Raw genomic sequence first — 16,603 nt, forward strand, 5'->3', positions numbered from 1 at the left:
GCCTACGCCCGCGCCAGTCGGCGCGCGCGCTGCTTCAGGTCGCCCGCCACGGACGCCAGGGTCAGACCCAGACCGCCGGCCAGCACATACCAAGCCGGGCGGATGCCGACATCCAGGTCAAAACTGAGGTTGGCCTCCAGGATCAGATCCGGCGGCAGGTGGCGCACGGCCCAGAAGCCCAGTGCCTCCGCCCCCGCCGTGGCCACGGCCACCAGGACGCTGAGGCCCAGCAGGACGGGGATGGAGCGGGCCTGCCCATCGGGCAGCACGCGGTTCAGCAGGCGATAGGCCAACAGCCAGGCCAGCCAGCCGGCCATCAGGGTCGGCACCGTCACGTCGGCCTTTTCCTGCAGGAAATAGTGGATCAGGCCCAGGATGGCGATGGGGTAGACCAAAGCGTGCAGCCGGCGCCAACGCGGGCCGCCCAGCCGCTTGATCATACCGTCAGTGGAGGTGACGCCCAGCGCCACCAGGCCCAGCAGCGCCACGAACCCGATGGTGAGATAGATGCGCCGCGCGATCTCCGACGCGATGTGCAGAAGGTCCGGCGATTGGTCGGCGGCATAGCCGCCCAGATGCACCACGGCATAGAGGCAGGCGGCCACGCCGATGCGCCGCCGCACCGTGACCAGCGCCGGCCAACGGGCGATGCGCGCCAGCGGTGTCACCAGCAGCGACAGCAGCAGGAAGCGAAAGGTCCACACCCCCACCTGGTGGATGAAGGCGGTGTAGGGCCGGGGCCCCAGCTGGCCCATGACCGCGTCATAACCGATGAGGACCATGGGCAGGCACAGGCCCGCCAGCACCAGCGTCATCAGCCAGGAATAGCGGCCGGCCCGGTCCTGCCACAGACGCCAGTTCATGCCCGGCCCCCGGGGAAGCCGCTGCGATATGCAATACTGTTTGCAAAATTGACAGCAACAGTATCGGGCATCATCGTTGCATAACGCATTATCTTCGCCTTTTCAGAGGGATAGACCGAACCATCATCCCTAATTAATTGCTTACGTACCGTACCGCACGCGGCCATCTGCCGCAGCTGGCCCGGTCCTTGCGTTAACCATCGCCAAAACGGGCTTTAAGCCCATCGGAACCGAGGACCACTTCATGACCCGCCTGCTGACAGCCCTGATCCTGGGCTGCCTGGCCTGGACCGCCGCCATTGCGCCGGCCCGCGCCGCCACCGCCAAGAACACCATCGGCCTGAAGGCCACCGTCGTCACCGCCTGCACCGTGGATGTCACCGACCTGGGTATCGCCCTGGATGTGGTGGGCGGGGAGACCAAGCGCCAGGTGGGCAGCGTGGTTGAAAACTGCAACGATGCCAAGGGCTACACCATCACGGTCAACTCCGCCAACAATGGCAAGCTGCAGTCGGGCAAGAACACGGTCACCTTCACCACTCTCTACGACGGCACCACCGGCAACGGCAGCGGCAGCGTCTCCGTCACCCGGTCCAAGGCCACCTTCGCCAAGACGGCCGCCCTGGCCGTGACCATCGCCGGCAACGCCAAGACCATCGCCGGCCACTACACCGACACCCTGACGGTGACCATCAAGGCGAAGTAAAGCGGCGGGCCCTGGCCGCCCGCCTGCACAAAATCTGCACAGAAGACGCTGGATATCTGCTGACCGGCGCCCCCAGGGCTGCACGGTCGCATCGCATAACGGCGGCATGACACCCGCCGGAACCCCACCCCTGCCCCCCCCATCCGCGCCACTGCCGCCGGCCCAGCTTCCCGTTGGCGTCCTGCGCGACGGCTGGTGGCTGGCGGCGAACCCGCGCCCGGGATCCTGGGGCCCGACGGCCGTCATCCTGCCCTTCAAGACCAGGAAGACCCCGGCCCCATGACCAACACCATCCCCGTCCCAGCCGCCGGCGCGACACCTGGCGGCGGCGGCCCCGGCTTGCCTACCCCTCACCCGTCCAGCGGCATCGTTCTGGCCGGCCTGGCGACCCTGGCCACCGCCCTGTTCTACGACGCACCGCTGGGCGTCGCCCTGCCCGCTTTCCTGGTCCTGCTCTTCGGCGGGGCGTTGCTGGTGAATCCGCCGGTGGGCGGCATGGGCCGATGGGCGACGGCGGCGATCACGCTGGTGGCCGTGCTGGCGCTGCTGGTCGATGCCGTCACGCCGCTGTCGCTGCTGCTGGCTATTCCGGCGATAGCCGCTTGCCTGCTCCACCTGACGGGGCGCTGGCCGGCCGGCCTGGACGGCAGGGTACGGTCCGTGGGCGCCATGCTGGTGCTGGGCCCCTGGCGGCTGGGGCGCGACAGCCTGGCGTCCCTGGAGTGGGGAGTGAACCATCTCCGGCGCAGCGCCATCGTCGCCGCGGCCGCCCGCTGGGTCCTGCCCCTGGGTCTCGGCCTGATCTTCTGTCTGCTGTTCATCACGGCCAACCCAGTGCTGGGCCTGTGGGTGGATCGCCTGCCTCTGGCCTTCCTGGGGGACATCGACGCCGGCCGCATCGTCTTCTGGATGATGGCCCTGGCCCTGCTGTGGCCCTTCGTCAAGGTCGCCGGTCTGGCCGGCCATGTCCCGGCGTCGGCCCTGGCGGGGCGGGATGGGGGGCCGGACGATCCCGTGCTGGCCCTGCTGCTGTCACCGGCCACGGTGGTGCGGGCGCTGGCCCTGTTCAACGCCCTGTTCGCCCTGCAATCGGCGATGGACGTCTACTATCTCTGGACCGGCCACGACCTGCCGGAGGGCGTGACCTACGCGGCCTACGCCCACCAAGGGACCTATCCCCTGGTCCTGACCGCCCTGCTGGCCGCCCTGTTCGTGCTGGTGGCGCTGGAACGGCCGCCGGTGACCGGCACCGTGCGCCGCCTGATCGTCGCCTGGATCGCGCAGAACATCCTGCTGGTGTTGTCGGCCATGCTGCGCCTGGCCGCCTATGTGGCTGCCTATTCCCTGACCGGGCTGCGCCTGGCCGCTTTCCTGTGGATGGCCCTGGTGGCGGTGGGCCTGGGCCTGATCCTGACGCGCATGACGCTGGGCCGGTCCAACCGCTGGCTGGTGGGCGCCAATCTGGCCGCGACCGTGGCCCTGTTGTACGGCGCCGCCTGGACCAATATCCCGGCCCTGATCGCCAATTACAACGTGGACCATTGCCGGGAGGCGGCAGGCGGTGGGCCCGACCTGGACTGGACGTATCTGGGCCGCCTGGGGCCGCAGGCCATCCCGGCGCTGGACCGCTACATCACCCTGCCACTGCACAGCCGGGCCGACGCCGGCGATGTCTCCGGCGCGAACGTCGAGGCCCTGCGCCGCAGTCTGGCGCAGCGCTTCCTGACCCGCCACGCCGACTGGCGCAGCTGGACCGTGCGCGATCAGGGCTTGCGGGACTATCTGGCCGCCCATCCAGATGGTATCGATCACGAAGGCCAGTAATGATGGGTATCATGCACCGCATCCTTGTCGTCGATGACGATCCTCACATCCGTGATGTCCTGTGCTTCGCCCTGGAAAAGGCCGGCATGGCGGCGGAATGGGCGGGGAACGGCGTGGACGCCCTGGACCTGGCCACCCGCAACCCGCCCAGCCTGGTGGTTCTGGACGTGGGCATGCCGGAGATGGATGGGCTGGAGGTCTGCCGCCGCCTGCGCCGCGCCTCCGACGTGCCCATCCTGTTCCTGTCCGCCCGGGATGAGGAGATCGACCGCGTGCTGGGGCTGGAGATGGGCGGCGACGATTACGTCACCAAGCCCTTCAGCCCGCGTGAGCTGGTGGCCCGCGTCAACGTCATCCTGCGCCGCGCGCGCGGCACCCCCCAAGGGGCGTCCCCCAGCGCGGCCCTGGTTGCAACGCCGCAAGAGGACGCCCCACCCCTGGCACCTCCCCCCATAACCCGGGGCGCCCTGGTGCTGGACAGCGCGGGCCACCGGGCCACGGTGGCGGGCCGTGAGCTGGGCCTGACGGCCCGCGAATTCATGATCGTGAAGACCCTGGCCGGACGGCCGGCGGTGGTGTTCAGCCGCAACCAGCTGATGGACGCGGCCTATCCCGACAACATCCATGTCTCCGACCGCACCATCGACAGCCATGTCCGCAACATCCGCGCCAAGTTCCAGGCGGCGGGCTGCGAGGACGCGGTGGAGACGGTGCACGGCGTGGGCTTCCGCCTGGGCCCCTGCACCACGGGCCCCTGCACCACGGGCACGGCGCCGTGACACCCCTGCGCGTCCGTGCCAAATGGCGCCCGTCGCTGGGCATGATCGTGGTGGCGGTGCTGCTGGCGGTGGCGGCCCTGCCCCTGGCTGGCCTGTTCTTCTTCCGCCTTTATGAGAACCAGCTGGTCCGCCAGACGGAGGCGGAGCTGATCGCCCAGGCCAGCGTGCTGGCCGCCGCCTACGCCGACGCGGTGGAACGGCTGGACCCTCCGCCGGCCCTGTCGCCCACCGCCATCACATCCCTGGCACCGGAGGAACGGTTCCATCCCATCGAGCCGGCGCTGGACCTGACCAGTGACGACGTGCTGGGCGCCCGGCCGGCGGCCGTGCCGGCCACCGCCGCCGTGGACCCAGCCCTGCAGACCATCGGCGCCCAAATCTACGCCATCGCCCAGCGGGCGCAGGACCAGATGCTGGCCGGCGTGCGCGTGCTGGATTTCAATGGCACTATCCTGGCCGGGGCGGAGGAGGTGGGCCTGTCCCTGGCCGGCGTGCCGGAGGTGGCGGGCGCGCTGGCCGGCCAATACCACGCGGCCCTGCGAATCCGCCGGTCGCAGCATGAGCCCCCGCCGCTCTATTCCATCAGCCGGGGGACAGGCGTGCGGGTGTTCGTGGCCCTGCCCGTCATCGCCCATGCCCAAGACGGCGACCGGGTGGCCGGCGTCATCTACGCCTCGCGCACACCCAACAACATCTTCCGCCACCTGTATGGGGAACGGCGCAAGGTGGCCCTGGCCGGCGGCTGCATCCTGGCCGTCATCCTGATCATCGCCTTCGTCTTTTCCCGCACCATCACCCGGCCCATCCACCAGCTGGTGCGGCAGACGCGGGAACTGGGCACCCGCGGCCTGGACGAGGGGCCGGCCGACGCGCCACACTACGGCACCCGGGAAATCGCCCTGCTGTCGCAAAGCTTCCACGACATGGCCCAGCGCCTGTCCGACCGGTCGCGCTACATCACCACCTTCGCCGCCCATGTCAGCCACGAGCTGAAATCACCCCTGACCGGCATCCAGGGGGCGGCCGAGCTGCTGCGCGATGACCTGGAGGGGGAGGAGGCGATGGACGCCGGGCCCATGGACACTGAACAGCGCCGGCGCTTCCTGGGCAACATCCTGGCCGACACCCGCCGCCTGACGGCCCTGGTGCAGCGGCTGCGCGACCTGGCCCAGGCGGACAACCCCGTGCGCGGGGGCCGCACCAGCCTGGCCGCCGCCTGGCCCGAGCTGGCGGCCCAGTTCCCCGGCCTGGCGCTGACCGCCGGCGGCGAGGATGCCGCCGTCGCCATGTCGGCGGAGAACGTGATGATCCTGTTCGGCCACCTGGCGGACAACGCCGGCCGCCACGGCGCCACCGCGCTGGACATCACCGTGGCCTTCCGCGACTGGGCGGTGGTGGTCACCGTGGCCGACAACGGCCGCGGCATCTCCCCCGCCAACCGCGACCGGGTGTTCGACGCCTTCTTCACCACCCGGCGGGACAGCGGCGGTACCGGCATGGGCCTGCACATCGTGCAATCGTTGCTGCGCTCACACGGCGGCGACATCCGCCTGGGCGACGCGCCGGAAAGTGGCGGGGCGGTGTTCGAGGTGACCCTGCCCCGGGCCTGAAGGCTTGAGGCGTCCCCCAAGCGCCGGGCGCCGCCATCCGGCGGCTGGGCTTGTCCTCCCCGGAAAGGTCCGGCGCCCGCAGTCGCGGGCTACGGCATAAGGATAACCTTATGCCGCTGGTTTCATTTTCGCCCACCCAGCGCCGCCGCCGTGTCGGCCACCAGCGCCACCACCAGGGCGACCGCGCCGCAGAGGAAGATCAGGGCGTAATCCTGGCCGCTATGGTTGAACAAGTAGGAATAGCCATAGCCGGCCAGCGCCTGGAACAGGGCGAAGGCGGTGGTGGCGCGGCTCCACGCCGCCTGCTGCTGCTTGTGGCTGTGCGGCAGCAGTTCGCGGATTCGGCCCAGCACCAGGGGCACGATGCCAGCGGTGAAAATGCCCAGCACGACGGTGGCAGCGGCGATGGCGGCGGGATGGCCGCTGACCGCCAGCAGGGCCACCGCCCCCGCCTGCAGGGCCAGGGACAATCGATAGGCCAGCCCCGCGCCCAGGCGGTCGGCCATGGGGCCGCTGACCAGGGGTCCGGCGATGGCGGCGACGCCATACAACACCCAGTAGAACGCGCCGACATCCGCCCCCCGGCCCAGGCCGCGCGCGACGTAGTCGACCAGCAGCACCATGACCGGCACCAAGCCCAGGGCGTTCATGGCGTATTCGGCGTAGAGCACGCGCAGGATCCCGCCGGTGCGCCCACCCGCCACCTCACCCGCTGTCGCGACGGGGGCCGGCAGGTCCCTGGCCGGCCAGCCGAACCAGCTGAGGGCCGTCAACAGCAGCGACAGGCCGCCGAGACCCACCCAGGTCTGCACCAGGCCAAGGCGCAGCAGCGCCGGCACCACGGTGCCCGACGCGGCGATACCCAGCCCCAGGCCGACGAAGATGATGCCGCTGACCAGGCCGCGCCTGGCCGGCAGGATATGCGGCAGGATGCTTGTCGCCACCAGCACCATGATGGCGCCGCCGGCCAGGCCGGACAGGAAGCGCCAGACGAAGAACCAGGCGAGCGACACCGGGAAGGCGCAGGCGAAGAACGCCACGGTAACGGCCAGCATCATCAGGCGCAGGACCCAGCGGCTGGTCAGGACCGCGGCCAGGGGCCGGCCCAGCAGCGCACCCGCCAGGTAGCCGGCGAAGTTGGCCGCCCCCAGGGTCACCACGTCACCGGCCGCGAACCAGCGGGCGTCGATCAGCGGCGGGATCAGGGGCGTGTAGGCGAAGCGCGCCAGGCCGACGGCGACCAGGCTGCCGCTGAGGCCGGCGATGGCGGCCATCCAGGAGGCGGCGGACAAGCCGGGGGCGTGCCGGGGGACGGTGCCGTCCCCGGTGGTGAAGGTGGACATGGGATGAACTGCCTATGCTGCGGCCGGCTTTACGGTGCTGGCCTTATTTGATGGTGGGTGCGTTCGTCGATGTCTGGCCGAACAGGATCTTCTTCCCCTCCTCCGTCACCGTGGGGCGGCTGCGCAGGGGCTCCCCCTTGGCGTAGGCGCGGACGGTGGCGGGGCGGGCGGCCACGGCCTCGAACCAGCGCTTCAGGTCGGGGAAGTCGTCCAGGTTCTGCTGCTGCCGCTGCCACGGCACGATCCAGGGATAGATCGCCATGTCGGCGATGGAATAGTCATCGCCCGCCACGAAGGTGCGGCCCGCCAGGCGGCGGTTCAGCACGCCGTACAGGCGGTTGGTCTCGTTGACATAGCGGGTCATGGCGTAGGGGATGCGTTCCGGCGCGTACTGCACGAAGTGATGGTTCTGCCCCGCCATGGGGCCTAGGCCGCCCATCTGCCAGAACAGCCATTCCGTCACCGTCTTGCGGCCGCGCGCGTCGGCGGGAATGAAGCGGCCGGTCTTTTCCGCCAGGTACAGCAGGATGGCACCGCTCTCGAACACGGTGATGGGCTCACCCCCATCAGCCGGCGCGGTGTCGATGATGGCCGGCATGCGGTTGTTGGGGGAGAAGGCCAGGAAGTCCGGCTTGAACTGGTCGCCGGCGCTGATGTCCACCGGGTGGATGGTGTAGTCCAGCCCCGCCTCTTCCAGGAACAGGGTGATCTTGTGGCCGTTGGGGGTGGGCCAGTAGTACAGCTCGATCATCGGATACCTCACGGGGTCGGGCGGATGTCAGGGGCCCAGCAGGGCCAGGGCCGGTCGGGCCATGCCCTCCAGCTGGTCACGGTCGGCGTGCAGGCGCGCCATGACGCGCATGGCCACCACCACGCTCAGGAACAGGTGGGACAAGTCTTCCGCCGGCTGGGCGGAGGATATGGTGCCGTCGGCCTGGCCCGCCTGCAGGTGGCGCAGGAAAAAGGCGCGGATTTCACCCAGGCCGCCAGCCACCTCGGCGCGGATGTCCGGGTCCTGGGCCGTGACGTCCAGAGCGGCGTTGATCAGCATGCACCCCCGCCGCTGCGGATCACCCAGGGAGCGTTCCACGACATCGGCCAGGTAGCCGGCCACCGCCTGGCGCGGCGGCAGCTGGTCCAGCCGGGCGATGCGCTGGCTCAGCGTTCCGCTCAGATACTGGTCCAGCGCCTTCATGAACAGGCCGCGCTTGTCGCCGAAGGCGTTGTAGAAGCTGGCCGTGGTCAGCCCCATGCGCGCCGCCAGATCCCGGGTGCTGGCCGCGCCATAGCCCTGCGACCAGAACCCGTCGACGGCGGCCTGCAGGGCCACCCCCTCATCAAACTCACGCGGCCGCGCCATGGCGGTCTCTCCCCAAATCCGGAAAGAACCGCCCAACGCCCATGCGGGGCGGTTCTGTATCGCTCGCTCCAGTTAAATTAGAGCACTCGATACAGAACACAAGCCCCATCGCGTGAAAATCACTGTGCCGTGGGGAGGAAGGGCGACGGCGCCGACGTGTGGCACCTCACGCCCCCCATACGTCGCGCGCGAAGCGCAGGACGTTGCCGCCCAGGATCTTGTCGATGCGGGCGGGCGTGTGGCCGCGTTTGGACAACAGGTCGGCCAGGTGGGTGAACTGGCCGGGGCCCCGCAGATCGACCACGAAGGGGTAGGTGTCCTCCGCCTCGCCGGTGGCGCTGATGCCGGCGGCGCGGCGCCGCTGGATCTCCTCGCGCAGCACGGCGCGGTAACGGTCCAGGTCATCGATGCCGGTGACATCACCATCGGTGCCGATGGCCACATGATCCTCGCCGCAGACGGCCAGGGCGTGCTCGATATGGCGCACCACGTCGTCGGCCTTGGCGTGGCCGTCCGGCGTCAGGAAGGGCATGAAATAGATGCCGACCACGCCGCCGCCCTGGGCCACGCCGCGCAGCTCCGCATCCGTCTTGTTGCGCGGCAGGTCGCACACGGCGCGGCAACCGGTGTGGCTGATGGTGATGGGGCCTTTGGCCACGGCCAGAGCGTCCAGGCAGGTCTTCTCCCCACTATGCGACAGGTCGACCATGACCCGGGCGGCCTGTAGCCGCTCCACCGCCTGGCGGCCGAAATCGGTCAGGCCGGTGTTGGGCGCCATCGAGCCGGCGCCCAGCGGGTTGGCGGGGTTGTAGGTCAGCTGGATGATGCGCACGCCGAGGTCGGCGAACAGGTCCACCCGGTCGAGGTCGTCGCCCAGCTGCACCGCGTTCTGGAAACCGTAGATGACGCCCAGCTGGCCCTGGGTCTGCGCCGCAACGATGTCGGCGGCGGTGTACACCTTGCGCAGCGCCCCGGGATGCTGACGGATCAGCCGGTCCCAGCGGCCGATGTCGCGCACCGTGAACTCGAACGGGTCCAGGGGGCCGGAGACATAACCAAGGGTCAGGTTCACGGCGGTGAGACCCGATTGGCGCACATCGGCCAGGGCGCGGGCGTCCACCTTGGCCTGCGGCGTGTCGGGCAGCCGGGCCGCCGCCGACTGCGGGTCCAGCGTGGCGTCCACCTCGATGTTGGGGTTGGAGAAGCCGCCCAGGAAATTGATGAGGGGCGCACGCATTGACGGCTCCGTGACGGGCTTGCCAGAGGATGTGTTGGAGGCGGCGTCGGCGGCGCGACTGCGCGCCCGTACCGGGCCGGCGGCCAGGCCGCCGCCCAAGGTCGCCATGGCCCCCGCCAGCACGGCGCGGCGATCCATCATCGTCATCCGGTCCCCATTCCCCATGAGGCGCCCGCCCTGACGCCGGGTCGCCACCCCCACGATTGCGCAAAGCCTAGGAAAAGGGAAGCGCGGCATGGCCACCGCCGCGGGACACCGTCCCGCCGCCCCGCCGCCGTTTGTCATCCGCCCCAGACTGTGCCTTGATGACGGGCGCCGTCGGCAGCCACTGCGAAGGAAGTGCACGGATGTCCAAACCCGGCCTGCGGGTCCTGATCATCGGCGGCTACGGCACCTTCGGCGGCCGAATCGCCACGCTGTTGGCGGATGAGCCGGGCCTGATTCTGGTCATCGCCGGCCGGTCGGCGGGCAAGGCCGCCGCTTTTTGCGCGGCCCTGGCGCGGGCGCGCGGCGCCACCCGGCTGTCGCCCCTGGCCTTTGACCGCGACGGCGATCTGGCGGCCCAGTTGGCGGCCGCGGCGCCCGACCTGGTAATCGATGCCACCGGCCCCTTCCAGGTCTATGGCGACACCCCCTACCGCGTGGTCCAGTCCTGCCTGGACCTGGGCCTGCCCTATCTGGACCTGGCGGACGGCGCCGACTTCGTCATGGGCATCCAGGCCTTTGATGGGGCCGCGCACGCCCGGGGCATCCCCGTCCTGCCGGGGGTCAGCAGCTTCCCCGTGCTGACGGCGGTGGCGGTACGCCACCTGACGCCGGGCTGGACGGCGGTGACGGGCATCGTGGCGGGCGTCGCCCCCTCCCCCTACGCCGTGGTGGGCGCCAACGTGCTGCGCGCCATCGCCAGCTATGCCGGCCGGCCCCTGCCCCTGATGCGCGGCGGCGCCTGGACCCGGGGCCAGGCCATGACGGAGGTGCGGCGCCACACCATCGCCCCGCCGGGCATCCTGCCCCTGCGCAACACCCGCTTCGCCCTGGTGGAGGTGCCGGACCTGCGGGTGCTGCCGCCCCTGTGGCCGGGCTTGCGCGACATCTGGGTGGGGGCGGGCACGCGGCCGGAAAGCGTGCACCGGCTCATGACCGGCCTGGCCTGGCTGGTGCGGCTGAGGATGCTGCCCAGCCTGCTGCCCCTGGCGCCCCTGTTCCACTGGGGCGCCGGCATCCTCCGCTGGGGGGAGCATCGCGGCGGCATGGTCGTCGAGGTCACGGGACGGGACGCGCGAGGCCAATCGGCGACGCGATCCTGGCACATGGTGGCGGAGGGCGATGACGGCCCCTACATCCCCGCCATGCCGGCCGCCGCCCTGGTGCGCCGCTGGCTGGCGGGCTCACCGCCACCGCCCGGTGCACGCGCCGCCGTCACCGACCTGGAGTTGGCGGACTACCAGTCCCTGTTCGCCCCCCGCGCCATCCGCACCGGTGTGCGCGATATCCCCGGATCGGAGGCGCCCTTGTTCGCCCAGGTGATGGGGGTTGAGGCCTGGGACCGGCAGCCTGCCGCCTGGCGCGCCCTTCATACCCTGCCCGCCGACGCACCCGCCACCTGGCGCGGCCGCGCCGCCGTCACCCGGGGCCGGGGGCCGCTGGCCCGGCTGGCGGCCTGGCTGGTCGGCTTCCCGCCCGGCGGCACCGACGTGCCCGTCACCGTCACCCTGAGCCGCACCGCAGAGGATGGCGAACTGTGGGCACGCGACTTCGCGGGCCGCCGCTTCGCCAGCCGGCAAAGCCTGGGCCGGGGCCGCGACGAGCATCTGGTGGTGGAGAGCTTCGGCCCCGCCGCCTTCGCCATGGCCCTGGTGGCCGATGCCGACGGCGTCACCCTGGTCCTGCGCCGCTGGACCCTGTTCGGCCTGCCGCTGCCCCTGTGGCTGGCGCCGCGCAGCGACGCCACCGAGACGGTGGCGCCCACGCCGAACGGCGACCGCTTCCACTTCGACGTCCGCCTCAGCCATCCGCTGGCGGGACTGATCGTACATTACCGGGGGTGGCTGGGGCCCAGCTGATCATGCCGCCCCCTGCAACCTCACCGCGCTGTCCATGATGGCCTGGGCCAGGGCCGCCGCCGGGCCGCGCCCCGTGGCGCCGGGGCCGGCCAGAACGAACTCGACATCCACCAGGGGCGGCAGGTGCGGCACCTCCGCCATGCCGCTGGGCAGCATGGCGCGGGGCTGGACGGTGACGCCCAGGCCGGCCAAGGCGGCGGCGCGCAGGCCGCTGAGGCTGCCGCTGACGCAGGCGATGCGCCAGGGGCGGCCGTGGCGTTCCAAGCTTTCCAGGGCGACGGAGCGGCTGATGCTGGGTGGGGTGTAGAGGACCAGGGGTACCGGCTTGGCGGGATCCGGCACCTCCCCCTCCCGCCCCGCCCAGACGAAGCGGTCGCGCCACAGCGGCCGGCCCAGCGTGTCGCCCGGGCGGCGCTTGGCCAGCACCAGGTCCAGCTCACCCGCGTCCAGCTTCTGATACAGGAAGCCACTGAGGCCCACGGTCAGTTCCAGGTCCACGGCGGGATGGCGGCGCACGAAGGCGGCCAGCACGTCGGACAGGTGGGAGATGACGAAGTCCTCCCCCGCGCCCAGCCTCACCCGGCCGCGCAGGTCGGCGCCGGCGAAGTGCTGCCGCGCCCGTTCCTCCAGCTCCAGCATGCCGCGGGCGAATTCCACCAGCGCCTCGCCATCCGCGGTCAGGCGCACGGTGTGGGTGTCGCGCACGAACAGGCGGCGGCCCACCGCCTCCTCCAGCCGGCCGATCTGCTGGCTGACGGTGGACTGGCGCAGGCCCAGCCGGCGGCCGGCCTCGGTAAACCCTTGGGCGCGCGCCACCTCCATGAAGGTGCGCAACAACGTGGTGTCCAGCATGCCCATCCCCGGCGGCGATACGCTCATTCATAAACATGATCACAATAACAATTGTAAGCAGTCTTCAAGATGGGCCGTCCAGCACTTTATGATGGTGCGTCATCCTGTTCCGCCCCTTGCCCCCGACCCGTCGCCCGTACAAGGTTGTCAGCCCATGTCCGTCCCCGCCGCAACCGCCCCCGACCCGTCCATGCCGTCTTCCCGGAAGCCTTCCACGGTCCTGCTGTGGCTGGCGCGCCTGAAGCCCGACACCTTCACCCTGCTGCTGGTGGGGACGGTGGTGCTGGCCTCGTTCCTGCCCGCCAAGGGCGCCATGATCGGCGTGGCCAATGGGGCCACGGACGTCGCCGTCTTCCTGCTGTTCTTCCTCTATGGCGCCCGGCTGTCGCGCGAGGCGGTGATCGGCGGGCTGACGCAGTGGCGGCTGCACCTGCTGGTGACGCTGTGCACCTTCGCCCTATTCCCCCTGGTGGGGCTGGCGCTGAAGCCGCTGGTGAACCTGGACATCCTGACACCCGACCTATACTTGGGCGTGCTGTTCCTCTGCACCCTGCCGTCCACGGTGCAGTCGTCCATCGCCTTCACCTCCATCGCTGGCGGCAACGTGGCGGCGGCCATCTGCAGCGCCTCGGCCAGCAACCTGATGGGCATGGTGATCACGCCCCTGCTGGTGGGGCTGCTGCTGGCCAAGGCGGGCGCGGGCTTTTCAGCCAACGCGCTGACCTCGGTCTTCGTGCAGCTGCTGCTGCCCTTCGTCCTGGGCCAACTGCTGCGTTCCCGCATCGGGGGCTGGGTGGCGCGCAACAAGAAGGTGCTGGGCCCGGTGGACCGCGCCAGCATCCTGCTGGTGGTCTATGGCGCCTTCAGCCACGCGGTGAACGAGGGCATCTGGCACCAGCTGGACGTGGCCAGCCTGTTGAAGGTGGTGCTGGTCGATGGCGGCCTGCTGGCCCTGATCCTGGTGCTGACCACATTCATCAGCCGCCGCCTGCACCTGTCGCGGGCCGACGAGATCGCGGTGGTGTTCTGCGGGTCGAAGAAAAGCCTGGTCAGCGGCATTCCCATGGCCAACGTGCTGTTCGCCGGCCATGCCGTGGGCATGATCGTCCTGCCCCTGATGCTGTTCCACCAGATCCAGCTGATGGTCTGCGCCGTGCTGGCCCGGCGCTATGCCAGCAGCCATCCGCCGGGGTATGTGGAAGGGGCCTGACATCCAGGTCCCTTCCGTCCCCCCAAGGCTCCGGCGCCCCCACGCCGCATCATCCTTCGTTGCAGGAACGCCACTAAACCTGCGACCTCAATTGACTTTTCCCAAGCGCCCAACCATAAGGTTGGCAATTATGTGATTGCAAAAAGTTGCGGATATTATGGTCTTTAGCAGTCCGGCATTCCTTTTCCTTTTTCTACCCCTGTTCCTTCTCATCTATTCGATCGCGCCCATCGCCTGGAAGAATTTTGCGATCCTGAGTTGTAGTTTGATATTTTATGCGACTGGCCCAGGCGCGCGTCTCGACATTCTAGTTTTCTATATTGTATTCAATTGGGGCATGGGCCTAATCATCGCCCACGCCAAAGGGCGATCCGCCCTGATCTATGCAATATTCGCCATTATCACGGATGTTTCTGGCCTCCTATATTATAAGTACCTTGATTTTATATTCGGCTCATTTCTCATTCTATTCGGAATCCATGTTGAATCTCGCGCCCACAGCGTCGCCGTGGGCATGATTCCTCTGGGCATTTCCTTCTTTTCATTTCAGGCCATCTCCTACGTGGTCGATGTTTATCGTCGCGTCGTACCGGCCTCACGCTCCCTAATCGAATTCGCCACCTTCAAGGCCTTCTTCCCGCAACTGATCGCCGGCCCCATCGTCCGTTATGTCGAGGTCAAGGCCGAGTTGGGTGCTCGCCGGTTCGCGATCGACAATGTCTTTGAAGGAATCTTCCGATTCTCAACCGGCCTGGCGATGAAAACCCTGATCGCCGATCCCCTGGCCGAAGTGGCCACTCAAATCCTCTCCACCGATCAGACGCACCTCACAACCAGCCTGGCCTGGATTGCCATGCTGGCTTACACGTTTCAAATTTATTTCGACTTCGCTGGTTATTCCAGCATGGCCATCGGCATCGCACGCATCGCGGGTTTCCATTTCCCCGAAAACTTTGACCGCCCCTATTCCTCCCAAAGCATTACGGAATTCTGGCGCCGCTGGCACATGACCCTGTCCCGCTGGTTCCGTGACTACATCTATATCCCCCTGGGCGGCAACCGAGCGGGGCGCTTCCGCACCTTGCTGAATTTGGTGGCAGTGTTCGCGCTGTGCGGACTATGGCATGGCGCCGCCCTTCAGTTCTTGATCTGGGGGCTTTATCACGGCGCCCTGCTGTCCATCGAACGCGTAACAGGGTGGAACAAGCCCTCGACCGCCGCACCGGTTGTGGCCGTACGGACCCTGGTCACCTTTCTGCTGGTTGTGGTCGGATGGGTTTTCTTCCGAGCGGAAACGCTGGACCAGGCCATGAATGTCCTGTCGCTGATGGGGGGGCTGTCCCCCCAAGGCATCCCGTTCCGAACGGAGGCCTTCTATCTGACTGGGGACAAGATCGCCGCCTTCACCCTAGCTGCGGTCTTTTCCTTGCGTCGGCTGAATAAACTTTGGCCAACCCAACCTCAGGGTGGCTACGACACCGCGGTGCGGGGCGTCGCATCGTTGGCGCTTCTTATCCTGTCGGCCTCGGCCATTGCCGCCGGCGGGTTCAGCCCCTTCATCTACTTTCAGTTCTGAGGAGACGACGCGATGCGACGGACCTTCGTCATCCTCTGGGTCGCTCTGTTATTCGTGCCCATGGCACAGATGATTCATCCGATTGTCTCGGAGCCTCCGGTCCTAGAAAATCGCGTCCTGAACCGCCTCCCGGAGATGAGCAGACAAGCCTTGGCGACGCCGCTGCTGCTGACGCGCGGCGTCGCCGCCTGGTTCAATGACAATTTCGGCTTTCGCAACACCTTGATCCGCCTTAGGACGGAAGAGAATTATCGCCTGGGCTATTCCGAGCGCCTGCACTTGGGCCCCGATGGCTGGCTGAATTACCGCGATGTCATCGACACGCAGAAAAGCTGGAATGCCCAGATGTCCGACACACAGATCGCAGAGACGGCCGATCGTTTCGCGACGCTGCGGGATTATTTGGCCAAGCGTGGCATGCGGCTGCTGGTGGTCACCGTGCCGCAAAAGGACGTCATTTACCCTGAATCCCTGGGCAGCGACGCTCCCCACTACCCACAGCCCTCCGCCTTCACCCGCCTGCGCGCGGGATTGACCGTGCGGTTGGGCTCCGATCATATCGACGCGGAGCCGATCCTGCTGGGCCTGCGTGCGAAGGGGGTACAAGCCTTCCACCGTACCGACTTCCATTGGACGGATGTGGCCGGGGGGGAAGTGGCGCGTGCCATCGTCAACCGGTTGGCCAATCTTGAAGGCGATTCTAACTTGCGGTGGACGGCGCCGTTAACTGTGGAGCCGCTGCACTGGGCTGGTGGTGAATCACAGCAGCTTCCGCTTTTCACCTATGTGTATGAAGATTCCGTGGGCATCAAAGAACCCTGGCGCGATCCGGCCCGGGGTACGTTCGAATGGTTGGACGTGGATAGCCATTTCAACCCCGATTACCCCCTGGCCTACGACTTCAACTGGCACTTGGCTACTGACCAGCACGGCCTGCCCGCCACTGTTGTCGTCAGCAATTCGTACGGAGAGTCGTTTTGGCGGGCCGGCATGAACCTGCATTTCGATCATCTGCAAGCATTCCGGCTGAAGCCGTGGGGGGACGGCGCCTATCTGGCATCTGTGCTGAATCGGATAGCGGCCGGCACCAAATATTTCGTTCTAGAATTCCACGAAGGGAACATGCTGGACGCCGGGCGTGTCAAATGGAGTGAAGTTACAGGCCAATAAATGAAACCTC

The 16,603-nt window shown here is 68.3% G+C and carries 14 protein-coding genes; 8 read left to right on the top strand and 6 right to left on the bottom strand.

The genetic code is table 11. The features are described 5' to 3' along the window. Positions 1-2: 2 nt before the first annotated feature. Entirely contained in the window at positions 3-863 is an 861-nt protein-coding gene (locus FBZ89_RS00465; RefSeq protein WP_145748080.1) for a protein-methionine-sulfoxide reductase heme-binding subunit MsrQ, read from the bottom strand. Positions 864-1,107: 244 nt separating this feature from the next. Here FBZ89_RS00465 and FBZ89_RS00470 point away from each other — a divergent pair, with 244 nt between their 5' ends. The 4 genes from FBZ89_RS00470 to FBZ89_RS00485 all read left to right on the top strand — a co-directional run bounded on the left by FBZ89_RS00470 (position 1,108) and on the right by FBZ89_RS00485 (position 5,782). Beyond that, on the top strand, positions 1,108-1,569 hold the full coding sequence (locus FBZ89_RS00470) for a hypothetical protein (RefSeq protein WP_145748081.1): 462 nt from the start codon (positions 1,108-1,110) through the stop codon (positions 1,567-1,569). A 279-nt stretch (positions 1,570-1,848) separates the two neighbouring features. Then, positions 1,849-3,393, top strand: coding sequence for a DUF4153 domain-containing protein (locus FBZ89_RS00475; RefSeq protein ID WP_145748082.1), 1,545 nt, complete (start codon positions 1,849-1,851; stop codon positions 3,391-3,393). Positions 3,394-3,404: 11 nt separating this feature from the next. Then, entirely contained in the window at positions 3,405-4,172 is a 768-nt protein-coding gene (locus FBZ89_RS00480) for a response regulator transcription factor (protein ID WP_211115054.1), read from the top strand. Next, on the top strand, positions 4,169-5,782 hold the full coding sequence (locus FBZ89_RS00485; protein ID WP_211115055.1) for a sensor histidine kinase: 1,614 nt from the start codon (positions 4,169-4,171) through the stop codon (positions 5,780-5,782). The genes FBZ89_RS00480 and FBZ89_RS00485 overlap by 4 nt, the downstream gene beginning before the upstream one ends. A gap of 122 nt (positions 5,783-5,904) precedes the next feature. Here FBZ89_RS00485 and FBZ89_RS00490 read toward each other — a convergent pair whose 3' ends face one another. The 4 genes from FBZ89_RS00490 to FBZ89_RS00505 form a co-directional block, all read right to left on the bottom strand. Further along, entirely contained in the window at positions 5,905-7,125 is a 1,221-nt protein-coding gene (locus tag FBZ89_RS00490) for a YbfB/YjiJ family MFS transporter (protein ID WP_186457113.1), read from the bottom strand. 43 nt (positions 7,126-7,168) lie between these two features. Next, on the bottom strand, positions 7,169-7,876 hold the full coding sequence (locus FBZ89_RS00495) for a glutathione binding-like protein (RefSeq protein ID WP_145748083.1): 708 nt from the start codon (positions 7,874-7,876) through the stop codon (positions 7,169-7,171). Between the two features lie 27 nt (positions 7,877-7,903). Then, positions 7,904-8,485: a TetR/AcrR family transcriptional regulator gene (locus FBZ89_RS00500; protein WP_145748084.1), complete on the bottom strand. Its 582-nt coding sequence runs from the start codon at positions 8,483-8,485 to the stop codon at positions 7,904-7,906. Positions 8,486-8,651: 166 nt separating this feature from the next. Beyond that, positions 8,652-9,869: a dipeptidase gene (locus tag FBZ89_RS00505; protein ID WP_145748085.1), complete on the bottom strand. Its 1,218-nt coding sequence runs from the start codon at positions 9,867-9,869 to the stop codon at positions 8,652-8,654. Positions 9,870-10,069: 200 nt separating this feature from the next. On the opposite strand from FBZ89_RS00505, the gene FBZ89_RS31825 reads away from it, so the two are divergent. Continuing rightward, complete coding sequence (locus tag FBZ89_RS31825; protein WP_145748086.1) at positions 10,070-11,785, top strand: saccharopine dehydrogenase family protein; 1,716 nt, start codon at positions 10,070-10,072, stop codon at positions 11,783-11,785. Here FBZ89_RS31825 and FBZ89_RS00515 read toward each other — a convergent pair whose 3' ends face one another. Beyond that, on the bottom strand, positions 11,786-12,637 hold the full coding sequence (locus FBZ89_RS00515) for a LysR substrate-binding domain-containing protein (protein WP_186457114.1): 852 nt from the start codon (positions 12,635-12,637) through the stop codon (positions 11,786-11,788). A 154-nt stretch (positions 12,638-12,791) separates the two neighbouring features. Between FBZ89_RS00515 and FBZ89_RS00520 the strand changes: the two genes are divergently transcribed. The 3 genes from FBZ89_RS00520 to FBZ89_RS00530 all read left to right on the top strand — a co-directional run bounded on the left by FBZ89_RS00520 (position 12,792) and on the right by FBZ89_RS00530 (position 16,593). Beyond that, on the top strand, positions 12,792-13,847 hold the full coding sequence (locus tag FBZ89_RS00520) for a bile acid:sodium symporter family protein (protein WP_425465947.1): 1,056 nt from the start codon (positions 12,792-12,794) through the stop codon (positions 13,845-13,847). A gap of 136 nt (positions 13,848-13,983) precedes the next feature. Then, positions 13,984-15,423 carry an MBOAT family O-acyltransferase gene (locus tag FBZ89_RS00525; RefSeq protein WP_145748087.1) on the top strand — a complete coding sequence of 480 codons (1,440 nt, stop codon included), beginning with the start codon at positions 13,984-13,986 and terminating at the stop codon, positions 15,421-15,423. A gap of 12 nt (positions 15,424-15,435) precedes the next feature. After that, positions 15,436-16,593, top strand: coding sequence for an alginate O-acetyltransferase AlgX-related protein (locus tag FBZ89_RS00530; protein WP_145748088.1), 1,158 nt, complete (start codon positions 15,436-15,438; stop codon positions 16,591-16,593). Positions 16,594-16,603: the final 10 nt, after the last annotated feature.

This window comes from Nitrospirillum amazonense, from assembly GCF_007828045.1.
Taxonomy (GTDB): domain Bacteria; phylum Pseudomonadota; class Alphaproteobacteria; order Azospirillales; family Azospirillaceae; genus Nitrospirillum; species Nitrospirillum amazonense_C.